Here is an 11,993-nt window from a genome sequence, read left to right on the forward strand (position 1 = left end):
AAATTAAGCTTTTATGACAGGCCGAAACGGGGCGTCGGCGCGGGCGCTTATTTTTCGCTGAAAAGCTTTTGCAGGTCCGGCAGTTTGGGATGGTCCAGGTGAAAATCGTCGGGATAATAGCCGATATGTCGGGCGCCGTGCCTCTCCAGCCAACGCACATGCTCGATAAAAACTTCGGATGGAATGGCTTGTTGTTTGGTCCAGTCGAAGGTCTGCAATTCGAAGATCGTTTTGTCCGGGCCGGCCGGATGCGCGGCAACCTTGCTGGCCAAGCTTTGCAGCCACGCCAGCGGCTCTTCCGCCTCTTCCATGAACGGCATGGCTTCAACGGCGGCATAGTCGTAATGTTGCAAAAAAACAGCCAGGGATTGCGCATACCATTCCTCGCTGTTTTCGTTCAGTACCGGCAGGGCAAACAAATTGCGGGCGGTTTTGACATACGGCCGGTAAAATTTGACTCTATCGGTCAGATAGTCGGTGAAATCGGCCAGCAGGCGGGTTTTGTGCCGGCCCCATGTCATGCGCAGACCGGCATCCGCGTGCAGGGTTTCGAAGTCCGCCGGCAATCCCCAAACCTCATGGGCGAATGCCAGAGCCGGCGCCGAGGCGTCTTCGAAATCCGACAAGACCCCATCGTCGTGATACAAAATTCCGTTAAAGTCGCAGTGTATCGCCAAATCTTCAAAAATTTCGCCGATAAATCGGCGGGCAGCCGGATTGAATGGCGACAGCCGGCGCTTGGCGGACAGTTGGCCGCCGCCGTCCCGCCACTCGTGCACATACCAGTCCGGCGGTAATGCCGTTCGGTAGGCCATGATGGGTAGCCAGGCATATACCTTGACCTTGGCGTGCGAGCGCAATCGCAAGGCTACATGGTTGAATAAATCGCGCCGGACCGGCAGGTGGCGATTGGGAAAATACAGCTCGCCGGCTATGCCGTCGCCGTCGGGATCGGCAAATGCCTGCAGGAATACCGTGTTGACGCCGCTGTGTTTGATCCTGTCCAGCAGTAAATCGATGTTTCGTTCCGTTTGGCGCGGATCGTCGTCGTAGACATAATCCAAATCCACCTGAGCGACCCGCAGCCTTTGCGCAAGCCGCTTTTCCCGTAAAAGTTGGGAAAATTGGCGGATATCGGGGTTGCCGGTAACGATCAGGCGGCGCATGGCGCCGAGGTCGGCCAGGGTGTTGCCGCCGTCGCCCAAGCCCATGGTCAGCGGCATACCGGCGCGCCTGGCGGCTTCCAGGCTAACAGCGTTGTAATCGCCATAGGGCCATGCCATCACCCGTGGCCGGACGCCCAGAGTCTGAAACAAATGTTCGCTGCTTTTTTCCAGCGCTTGAAAAATCCGCTGGCGATAACTTTCCTCGCTTTCGTGGTTGTCGCCCAGGTATGCCCGCGCGGTGGCGGCGCTTTGATGATCGCCGAGCGCGTTGACGATGATGCCTCGATGCAGGTCGTAACCATGAGAGGCGATTTCGACCAGACCGGATTGCATGGCCTCGCGAACCTGGGCCGCCGACATCAAGGCGGTTTGGCCGGGCGGGTTAGGCTTATCCAGCCAAGCGCCAACGATGGCGGCCACGGCGGGGAAGTTATATTTTTTCAACAACGGCAACACATCGGTATAAAAGCTCAGATAACCGTCGTCGAAACTCAGCAGCACCGCCTTGCTGGGCAACGCTTGTCGGCCTTTTGCGGCGTCAAGCAGGGTTTGAATGCCTATGACCTTATAGCCGTTGGTATTCAGCCAGGCGAATTGGGCTTCCAGATTTTTTTTATCGACCGCAAAATGTGCCTCGGGCGCGCCGGGCGCGGATTCGGCAACGACATCGTGATAATTAAGGACCAGAAAATCGGCTGTCGGTGCGCCGCCATCCGCCCACGCGGATGCCGTCAGCCAATAGCCGAGCAACAGAGCCAATAGCCAATAAAAATTGCGCGGCACGCTTAAAAACGGCGCCGGCGGCGCAAGCCGCGGCAGGGCGCTAGCAAAGCGGGCGTTTTCGGTATGAAAGCGCCTATACCGCGGAGCCGGCTTATTGCACCCGCAGTAAAACGCCATCGGTTTTTTCGCAGCCCGGCTTGCTGTGAGCCGTGGCGCTCAGGCGGACGAAGCCGTGTTGAAAAGGCTTGTTGATTTTACCCTTGACCATCAGGCGGCCGCTGGGTTGCGGGGTGATTTCCAGTTGTTTGGCCGAAAAGTGTTCCTTGATCTGGCCGGCGCTGATATTGACTTCAATCGAACTGGGGCTGGTGTTGGACGATGCGACAAAGGCAAATTCGCGGAAACTTTGTATATATTTGTTGACGGCCGGCTGAAACTCCGAAAACGTCGGCTTATCGCAACTGGCGGAACTCGAACTGCTACCGTAGGCGAAAACGGCGTCGGTCCGCAGGCTGAAAGCCGCCGCAAACAGGATCAAATAAAGGTGTTTCATGGCTATCTCCACTGTGGGTTATTATTGTTATACCAGCATGAGAATAGCCAATATTTATGAATACGTGAGGAATACCAATGCCTTATTTAAAAATGCATACCAATGTCGCCATCGGGGCGGAACAATCTTCCCAATTATTGACCGACTTTTCCAGCTTATTGGCCAAGGAAACCGGCAAACCGGAGCGCTATGTGATGGTTGAACTGGAGGGGGGCAAAGCCATGTCGTTCGGAGGTAATGCCGATCCGTTGGCCTATGTGGAATGCAAAAGCATAGGATTATCCACGTCTCAGGCCGGCGGGTTGTCGGCGGCGATTGCCGACTTGCTGCGTCGGCGCCTGTCCCTGGCGCCGGACCGGGTTTATATCGAATTCAGCAATTGCCCCGCCGAATTTTGGGGCTGGAACGGCTCGACCTTCGGCTGATTAAAACGGAATAAACACCAAGGCCAATACGTCGTTTTGGTAACCGTCGCGGGTTTTGTATTCGCGGTAGCCCTTGGAGGCCGCCATGCCCAGTACGTAATTGCGGTCATTGTATTGGACAATATCGGAGCTGTGCCGGCCGTTCGACAGCCCGAATAGCTTTTCGTCCAGGTCCAGTTTGTCGCCCGCTTTGAGGTCGGGCCGGTTGGCGACGGCAATAATGTTTTGGTTTCTGTCGGCGTAGACCGCGAAACAGTGGTTTAACAGGCGGCCGTTTTCATCGCGCGGCAAGGTTTCTTCCAGCATGGCCGAGAATTGCGGTTCGCTGTCGAACACGATGCCTATGCCTCCCAACACCCTAGAAGGCTCGGCCAAGTCGGTGATGGCGGCGTTGTAAATATATGTGTGGCGGTTTTGATACAAATGGCTGACGGCGAACGGCGAGACGCTGTATTTTTGGCTGTCCGGGTTTTGTAGCGCGGCCAGTGCGCCGCTTGCGGCGTCGACCGTGTTGCCGACCCAGTGGCTTTGCTTGCTGTCGGACACCGCCAGAATTTCTCCTTCCGCATTGTAGACATATAAATTGGTGTACACCGTGTACAGCGCGTTGATGTATTGCAAAATCTCGCTGATTTGGCGCTTGTCGCCGGCGGACAATTCGGCCGCCAGCTTTTGTCTGAAGGCCGACGTCAACGCCCACCAGCGGCAGTCGTTGGCTCTTTCGTAGAGGTTGCGGTCCATGATGTCCACGGCCAATGCCGCCAGGAAGCCGGCATTGTTCAGGTGCGACGACATCACCGTGACTTCCTGCAAGCGGTTGACCGAGGCGGTGAAGATGCTGGCGATGTCGGAACCGATTTCCTTGATGGCTTCCAATACCGGCATGAACTCGGCGGCGTTTTTGCGGGCGGAGGCAATTTGGCCGTTTAGCACCAACAGCCCAAGGTCGGCGTTGATATCGGCCGATGCCTTGCGGATATTGCGCAACTCCGCAGGGAAGCTGCTGGCTTGTTCCATGATCCCGGCAAAATCGCCGTGCCGGTTGGCCGAGGGTTTGCCGTGGAAGGCCCGATCCAGCGGCGTCATCATTTGCCCGTACCAGCCCAGGCCGAAAAAGCCCTGGTAGCCGCTGGTCTGACGGGTATTGGTAATGTAATCCCTGCCTTGATAAGTATTGATCCTTAGCGGCGTATCCACATTGAATTTGGCTCGCAGCGGCACCAATTGCTCGTTGCTGCTGGCGATAACCTGACCGTCCACCGCCAAAATCGTCATGACCCCCACATCTTCCCGGCTCAGCAAATTGGCGAAGATGCCCTGGATTTCATCGTCGAAGCGAAAGCACAGGCACAGCACGCCCAAGGGTTTGGAAGTTTTCTGATCGGTTTCGGTGATTTTGCGGGAATAAATAAGCGAGTGGCGGCGATTGGGCTGCAAGTCGCTATGACGAAAGGTTTCCAGATAGTCCTCCTGGCTGGCCAGGGTTTCGCTCAGCAAAGGGTCATCCGAACAGCTGACCAGGTTGTTTTCATCCAGATGAGCCATGAGTCGGCCCTGGGTATCGAACACCATGATTTCGTCGTAAACGCTGTATTTTTTCACATATTCCCGCAAACGGTTTTCGATGAAGTCGGTTTGCCGCCGGCTGGGTTGCGGCTCGGCCAGAAACTCCCGAATATCGTTATCCGTCGCCAAAAAACCCACATCGGCGGTGCGCTCGAACAAGTTTCGAATTAACAGGTCGATGGCGACCTGGGCCTTTGAGGAATTATCCAGCACCAGTTTTTGCACGTTCTCGTACAGCAAATTTTGCGTGAGCTGTTGTTGCAGTTCGCCGAACTTGTTTTGGGTGCGGTTCATGTCGTCCAGTATGGTGGCCGCCACGTTATGACTGTTTATTTTGCCGATCAAGGTGATTTTGCCCCACCAGCCGTTCAATTGGGCCAAGCGGTTTTCAAAGCTTTTTACGTCCGGCATTGCAGTTAGCAATTTTGGGCTATGTGCTTTTAACAGTGCGTTCATAAGTAACCGTAAGTTTAGGGTGAAAGGGGCTGGGTACTGGCGCGGAAGCGTCGCTTGCGTGGCTATTTTTCTATCCTGTCGTTTACTGGGCGATACCAAACCCAGCCCGGGTGGAGAATGGCTTAGGATTCCTTAAAAAATGCCGGCCTTGCTGTCCGGTAGCCTGCACCGAAAATGCAGAAGACATGCCAAGTCGGGGTGTTCGGCAATTTTCAAGGCGTTACGGGCAAAAACCCCGCATTTTTGCCGATTAAAATGGTGCGATTTGGCACGATAATGGTGCATTTAACATTGTTAAATTGATGCTCTGCGCCAGCTAGCATGCGATTTGCAAAAAGCTCGGAAATAATTGCCCCTGGCCCTTATGTGGCGCTGGTTACCGTGGCGGGAGTGTGTTAATTTGGCCACCGAGATACCCACTTGTTCCCATCCAAATCCGGAGAGTTTTATGCAAGGCGATAAAAAAGTAATCGAATATCTGAATAAAGTGTTGGAAAACGAACTGACCGCCATCAACCAATATTTCCTGCACGCCAGAATGTATAAGAACTGGGGCTACCAAAAGCTCAACGAAAAGGTCTATCACGAGTCCATCGACGAAATGAAACATGCCGATAAATTGATCGAGCGGATTTTGTTTTTGGAAGGATTACCCAATTTGCAAAACCTGGGCAAACTGATGATAGGCGAAAACCCCAGGGAAATGTTGGAGTGCGATTTAAAGCTGGAAAAATTGGCGGAACCGGTATTGCGCGAAGCCATAGCCTATTGCGAAAGCGTCAGCGACTACATTTCCCGCGAAGTGTTCGAACATATCCTGGAAAGCGAGGAAGAGCATATCGACTGGCTGGAAACCCAATTGGGCCTGATCGAGCAGATCGGCATCCAAAATTATCTGCAGTCGCAGATGTGATTTGTTGGTTTCGTGGTGTTGGCGGCTGGAGTAAACAATATCCGGCATCGGCGGACAACTTGCTTACAACATTGGGAGCATCATCCCTCCGATTGCCGCGGGTTATCACCGGCATTTAATCAAATTTAGCGTAGGGTACGCATTGCGTACCCCTTGCTTATTCGCCACCTTCAAACCATTCAAACCGCGCTGCCAGATTCGCGCCCCAATGCGAGGGATAAAGCCCCTCGCTTACGAAGCGATGAAACGACGAAGCGAGAAATGTGACCTGCCTGACTTTGTTGGAAGATGTTCGCCGCGTCATGCGACTCAAGCATTATTCGCTGCATAGCGAATGTACGTATTCCGATTCCGAGTGGATCAAGCAGGGCGTAGGGCGGATTCGCGATAGCAATCCGCCATGTCGAGGACAGCGCCATGGCCAATACCATGGCGGATTGTCGCTACCGCTCCGAATCCGCCTTACGCGGGTTCCTCCGATTACGCTCCGCTAATCGGAGCTACGCGGGCTTGCAGTGGCAAGTACCTGATTGACTAAGTCCGATTCGCGCGCCGCGGCCTCCGGCGTTCCGTTGTAAGTGGCGAAGAGCAGAGTTGAGCCGTTTCGTAGGAACCACCGTGACCAAAGACTTCCTTCCTCGGAATAGTGGACTACGACGCCACTGAACTCACCGCACTGAGCGGGTGCGGCAACACCCCATTCGTCTTCCTGCTCAAGAACAAAGTCCTGCAGATCGGCGTCCGTGACTTCACCAGAAGTCTTTCGGGCTGAACTGAGTTGAAGGGCCGCGCCAACGGAACGCTCCAGGGTAAGACAGTCGGGGTGATCGGTAATCGTCCACCCGTCGTCCACGTCAACTGACCAGCCGCTCCACCCGATGCGCATATGTTTCCTCGTGAGGCCTAACTACCAAGGTAACCGGCGCCGGAGCCCGTCAGGGCGGAGGGCACAACCAAGGGCCATGAGAATGCCGAAGGCATGGCCCTTGGTTGCGTCCGCGTTGACCTGACAGTTAGGCTGGGGCGCGGAGTGGAAGGTTTGTGCATTACGACGACCTCAATTCTGGGTGTTGCACTTGACGTGTCAATCGGCGCTTGTGGATAGGTGCGAGATGATGCACTGGGACTTGACCTGGGGTTTGTGATGTGTTTATTGTCATGCCCCTAGTAAAGAAAAATGCCTAAGTAATGCAATTGCCGGTGCCATTACCGCCAGAGCAAAGGGAAGAAGATGGTCTGTGGCTTTGGGCGTGTGCAGGATGAGATACAAGAAGCCGTTGGCCCACCAAAGGATGGCGCGAAAGAACGGTACTCTTCCCGAGTGAGTCTCTTCGTCATACCCAAATTTGTTGGTCTGTACTCTCTGCAGCACTGAGTACTTCCAGAAAATAAATTTTCTGGTGAAATTTACCTTTCCCGTCAGGCTTTGCTTGCCAATCAGTTTCATTACGTAGGGCATGGCTTTTGACTCAAACCTGCCTCTGGCAGTGGAAATCAGCATTAGATCCCCCTCCAGCATTAAGTATTGGTAATACCTTAAGAGAAAGTATCCCCATACAACCCATGCAAATATTTGCAGCACGCGTGCATCGCCCACGACGAGCTCCGTTCCTAGGATGCTTACTTTAGCAATACTTACCTTGGCGAACTCGAACATGATGAGAGCAGTGCACACCAGAATCAAATTTCTGCGTTGCCTTAACAAGTCAGCGTTCATTTTTCAATTTTGTCTAAGAAGAGGCCTAACAAGTAATTAAATGGATCTGTATATCACCCCAAACTAACGGGTATACAGAACGACTTTAGCACAACAACCACAAAAAAGGCCGGTTCCCCGGCCTTTTCCATATCACAACAAGTTATTTCAACAACCCCTGCAACAACCCATTCAACTTGTGCACAAATGCCGCCGGGTCTTCCAACTGGCCGCCTTCGCTGAGGATGGCTTGGTCGAACAGGATGTGGCTGATGTCGGCAAAGCGGGCATCATCCTGCTCGGATTTCAGGGCCTGCACGATGGCGTGGTCTGGGTTGATTTCGAAGATCGGCTTGCTGCCGCCACCCATGCCGAATAGGCCGCCGGCCTGGCCCGCCTCTTTCATGATCCGCTCCATGTGCAAACTCATGTCGTAGGCGCCGGTCACCAGACAGGCCGGGGAATCGGTCAGGCGGTGGCTGATTTTGACTTCGCTGACTTTGTCGCTCAGCACATCCTTGATTTGCTTGACCACCGATTCGAAGTCCTTGCTGATTTCTTCCTGGTGTTTTTTCTCCTCTTCGCTGTCGAATTTGTCCAGGTCCAGTTCGCCCTTGGCGATGGATTGCAGGTGCTTGTCGTCGAAATCGGTCAAGCTGGACACCAGCCATTCGTCGATGCGGTCGGTCAGCAATAACACCTCGATACCTTTCTTGCGGAACACTTCCAGGTGCGGGCTGTTTTTGGCGGCGGCGAAGCTGTCGGCGGTGATGAAGTAGATTTTGTCCTGACCTTCCTTCATCCGGCTGACGTAGTCGGCCAGTGATACGTTTTGGGTTTTATCGTCGGTATGGGTGGACGAGAAGCGCAGCAGTTTGGCGACGCGCTCCTTGTTTTTGTGGTCTTCGATCGGGCCTTCCTTGATCACGTTACCGAATTGCTCCCAGAATTTTTGGTAGTTGTCGGCATCGTTTTCGGCCAGGTCTTCCAGCATGCCCAGCACTTTTTTCACCGCGCCGGCCTTGATGTTGCTGATCTGCTTGCTTTGTTGCAGGATTTCGCGCGATACGTTCAGCGGCAAGCTGTCGGCATCGATCACGCCGCGGATGAAGCGCAAATAACGCGGCATCAGTTGCTCGGCATCGTCGGTGATGAAGACTTTTTTGATGTACAGCTTGACGCCGTGCTTGGCGTCGCGGTCCCACAAGTCGAACGGCGCCCGGCCGGGAACGTAGAGCAGCAAGGTGTATTCGTTGGTACCTTCGACCTTGCTGTGGACGTGGACTAGCGGGTCCTGGAAGTCGTGGGCGACGTGTTTGTAGAATTCGTTGTAATCCTCGGCGCTGATGTCGTCCTTGTTTTTGCTCCACAAGGCCGAGGCGCTGTTGACGGTTTCGTCTTCGACCCGGGCCGGGGCGGTTTCGTTGCCTTCATCGTCTTTCTCGGCCGGGATTTCCTTGCTCATGATGATGGGCAAGGAAATGTGGTCGGAGTATTTTTTGATGATGGAACGCAGCTTCCAGCTGTTGGCGAATTCTTCTTCGCCTTCTTTCAGGTGCAAGACGATTTCGGTGCCGCGGGCGGCTTTTTCGACCGATTCGATGGTGTAGTCGCCTTCGCCGCTCGATTCCCAGCGCACGCCGGCATCTGTCGGCGCGCCGGCCTTGCGGGTGGTCAGGGTGACCTTGTCGGCGACGATGAAGGCGGAATAAAAGCCGACACCGAATTGGCCGATCAGCTCGCTGTCCTTGGCTTGGTCGCCGGTCAGTTTTTCGAAGAATTGTTTGGTGCCGGATTTGGCGATGGTGCCGATGTGATCCTGCACTTCCTCGCGGCTCATGCCGATGCCGTTATCGGTAATGGTGATGGTTTTTTTGCTTTCGTCGAAATCGACGCGGATTTTCAGGTCGCTGTCGCCTTCGTACAGGCCGTCGTTGGCCAGCGCTTCGAAACGCAGTTTGTCGGCGGCGTCGGAGGCATTGGAAATCAGTTCGCGCAGAAAGATTTCCTTGTTGCTGTACAGCGAGTGAATCATCAGGTGCAGCAGATGCTTCACTTCGGTTTGAAAACCCAGGGTTTCTTTTTTTGCTTCTACAGTCATAGTCTTACTCATGCAAGTTAAAAAACGGGACTGTGGCGAAGTGGGGATAGGGCATGGGTTTTTCAAGGCTGTTGCCGAAAAAACCGGTGGCTAAAGCGGCTCAAACCCTGCGGCGGACATCCGTTACATTCTCCAGCTGGCTGATACGTCCCAGTACCAGACTCAGTTGATCGGTATTATCGATCTGGATTTGCATGTTCAAGGTGGCCGATTGGTCGGGGTGGGTTTTTAGGGCGGCGTCGGTAATGTGCACTTTGGCGAAATGCAACAGTTGCGAGACTTCGATCAGCAGATTGTCGCCGCTGAGGGCTTCTATGACGATGGGAACGCTGTGGCGGGCGCGATGGCGGCCGCTCCATTCCGCCGTCACCAGATGGGTTTGCTGTTCCGGATTGAGGTGCAGGATGTTGGCGCAGTCCGCCCGATGGATGGTGATGCCGCGGGTATGGGTGATGTAGCCTACGATGTCGTCTCCGGCGACCGGCGAGCAGCAATGGGCCAGACTGGTGACGACATTGTCCATGTCGGCCACGGTGACGCTGGATTTGGGGTTGGTTTTGGACGGCGACAGCTTGAACGATACCGGCGCCAGTTCGGGGATTTTCAGGGCGCCGGCCAGTTGCCGGTTATTGATGTCGCCGCGTCCAAGGGCTTGGTACAGATGGTCGACATCCGCCATCTTGAAATGTTTGGCCAGGTCGCGCGGGTCGACGTTTTTAAGCCCCAGGCGCTTGCTTTCCTTGTCCAGCAGGCTTTTGCCGGCGGCGATGTTTTCGCCGAGTTCCTGTTGTTTGAACCAGCTTTTGACCTTGCCGATCGCGCGCGGGGTTTTCAGATAGCCCAGGTTGGGGTCCAGCCAGTTGCGGCTGGGCTGGCCGTTTTTGACGGTGATGATTTCCACCTGTTCGCCGGATTTTAATACGTGAGTCAAGGGTTTGATCTGGCCGTTGATCTTTGCGCCCCGGCAACCGTGGCCGATGTCGGTGTGGATGGCGTAGGCAAAATCCAGCGGGGTGGAGCCCTTGATCAAATCGACCAGTTTGCCGGTGGGGGTCAGCACGAATACCCGGTCTGAAAACAGTTCGGTGTGAAAACTTTCCAGCAGGTTGTCCTGGCCGCGATCTTCCAGCAGCAAGCGCAGCGAAGTAATGTTTTTTTCCGAGGCGGCGTTGTGGCCGCCGCCTTCCTTGTAACGCCAGTGGGCGGCCACCCCGAGTTCGGCGAATTCGTGCATGGCGCGGGTGCGTATCTGGATTTCGATGCGGTTGCCTTGCGTGTCAACCACCACGGTATGCAGGGATTGATAGCCATTTTCCTTGGGGTTGGCGATATAGTCGTCGAATTCCTTGGGAATATATTGCCAGCGGCCGTGAGCCAGTCCCAATACGGTATAGCAGGCCGTAACATCGTCGACAATCACCCTTACCGCCAGCAGATCGTAGAGTTCCTCGATCGGCAGTTGCTTGCGGCGCATTTTGCACCAGATGCTGTAAATGTGTTTGGGGCGGCCATAGACCTTGGCCTTCAGGTGGTGCTCGTCCAAGGTTTGCCGCAAGTCGCGCAGAAATGTGTCGATGCAGGCTTCCCGCCGCACGCGCTTGTCGGCCAGGGATTCGGCAATGCTGCGATAACGTTCCGGGTCCAGATAGCGAAACGCCAGGTCTTCGAGTTCCCACTTGAATTGGCTGATACCCAGGCGATTGGCCAGCGGCGCATAGATATCCAGGGTTTCCCGGGCGATGAAGTTGCGGATGTCGGCATCTTCCCGAGATAGGCCGCGCAAGCGCTGGATGCGATAAGCCAGTTTGATCAATACCGCCCGCACGTCGTGGGTCATGGACAGCAGCATGCGGCGCAGGATTTCGGTCTGGTTTGGCTGGTTGGCCATGTCCCGCTTGTATATGCTGACCTTGTTCAGCCAGTTGACGTCTTTCACCAAGGAGGCGACTACCGGGCCGAATTGCTTAGCTATGCCGGTTTCGTCCAGACGGCCTTCCAGGCGGGAATCGCTCAAGACGGCGGCCAGAATGGATTCCATGTCGATGTGAACGGCGGTCAGGATGCCGGCGACATCCATGCCCTTGGGGCGGGGACTGTGTTGGGTCGGGGGATTGTCTGCGCAAGCCTGTTCGACCAATAGAAGTGCTTGATCGACCAAGGCAAGATCGCTGGCGGACAATTCGGGGAACAGGCTCTGGGCAATACTGGCGTTGTTATGCATGTCGCCATTGTAAAGCAGTCGGGGCGATTTTTGCCGGAGAATAGCTTGCCGGTGTCGACAGTTTTCGTCCGTCCGGCGGCTTGCGGCGGGGGGAGGCCGGTTCGATTGCGGGGCCGGGTGCTTTAAGGCGCTACAGGCAAAAACGGCGTGCTCATGCCAAACATGAGCACGCC

Annotated in this window: 9 protein-coding genes; 3 read left to right on the forward strand and 6 right to left on the reverse strand. The window is 54.9% G+C overall.

Annotated features, from left to right (window positions below; translation table 11 throughout):
• Positions 1-47: 47 nt before the first annotated feature.
• Both pgaB and NP590_RS02075 read right to left on the reverse strand, forming a co-directional pair.
• A complete protein-coding gene (pgaB, locus tag NP590_RS02070) occupies positions 48-1,949 on the reverse strand; it encodes a poly-beta-1,6-N-acetyl-D-glucosamine N-deacetylase PgaB (RefSeq protein WP_256600499.1) in 1,902 nt (633 codons plus the stop codon).
• A 91-nt stretch (positions 1,950-2,040) separates the two neighbouring features.
• Positions 2,041-2,442 (reverse strand): hypothetical protein, encoded by a 402-nt coding sequence (locus NP590_RS02075; protein WP_256600500.1) that lies wholly within the window; start codon positions 2,440-2,442, stop codon positions 2,041-2,043.
• Between the two features lie 77 nt (positions 2,443-2,519).
• Here NP590_RS02075 and NP590_RS02080 point away from each other — a divergent pair, with 77 nt between their 5' ends.
• Positions 2,520-2,867, forward strand: a complete 348-nt coding sequence (locus NP590_RS02080) for a phenylpyruvate tautomerase MIF-related protein (protein WP_256600501.1) — start codon at positions 2,520-2,522, stop codon at positions 2,865-2,867.
• Here the strand turns inward: NP590_RS02080 and NP590_RS02085 are convergent, their stop codons facing one another.
• Entirely contained in the window at positions 2,868-4,844 is a 1,977-nt protein-coding gene (locus NP590_RS02085) for a cache domain-containing protein (protein ID WP_256600502.1), read from the reverse strand. It lies immediately after the preceding gene.
• A 493-nt stretch (positions 4,845-5,337) separates the two neighbouring features.
• Between NP590_RS02085 and bfr the strand changes: the two genes are divergently transcribed.
• Together bfr and NP590_RS02095 are read left to right on the forward strand one after the other, a co-directional pair.
• Complete coding sequence (gene bfr, locus NP590_RS02090) at positions 5,338-5,802, forward strand: bacterioferritin (RefSeq protein WP_256600503.1); 465 nt, start codon at positions 5,338-5,340, stop codon at positions 5,800-5,802.
• Positions 5,803-6,448: 646 nt separating this feature from the next.
• Entirely contained in the window at positions 6,449-6,574 is a 126-nt protein-coding gene (locus tag NP590_RS02095; RefSeq protein WP_256600504.1) for a hypothetical protein, read from the forward strand.
• A gap of 384 nt (positions 6,575-6,958) precedes the next feature.
• Here the strand turns inward: NP590_RS02095 and NP590_RS02100 are convergent, their stop codons facing one another.
• The 3 genes from NP590_RS02100 to NP590_RS02110 all read right to left on the reverse strand — a co-directional run bounded on the left by NP590_RS02100 (position 6,959) and on the right by NP590_RS02110 (position 11,820).
• Positions 6,959-7,519, reverse strand: coding sequence for a hypothetical protein (locus NP590_RS02100; RefSeq protein WP_256600505.1), 561 nt, complete (start codon positions 7,517-7,519; stop codon positions 6,959-6,961).
• Between the two features lie 142 nt (positions 7,520-7,661).
• A complete protein-coding gene (gene htpG / locus NP590_RS02105) occupies positions 7,662-9,599 on the reverse strand; it encodes a molecular chaperone HtpG (RefSeq protein WP_256600506.1) in 1,938 nt (645 codons plus the stop codon).
• Between the two features lie 100 nt (positions 9,600-9,699).
• Positions 9,700-11,820 (reverse strand): RelA/SpoT family protein, encoded by a 2,121-nt coding sequence (locus NP590_RS02110; protein ID WP_256600507.1) that lies wholly within the window; start codon positions 11,818-11,820, stop codon positions 9,700-9,702.
• Between the last annotated feature and the right edge of the window lie 173 nt (positions 11,821-11,993).

Origin of the sequence: Methylomonas subterranea (assembly GCF_024505185.1) — a bacterium.
Lineage (GTDB): Bacteria > Pseudomonadota > Gammaproteobacteria > Methylococcales > Methylomonadaceae > Methylomonas > Methylomonas subterranea.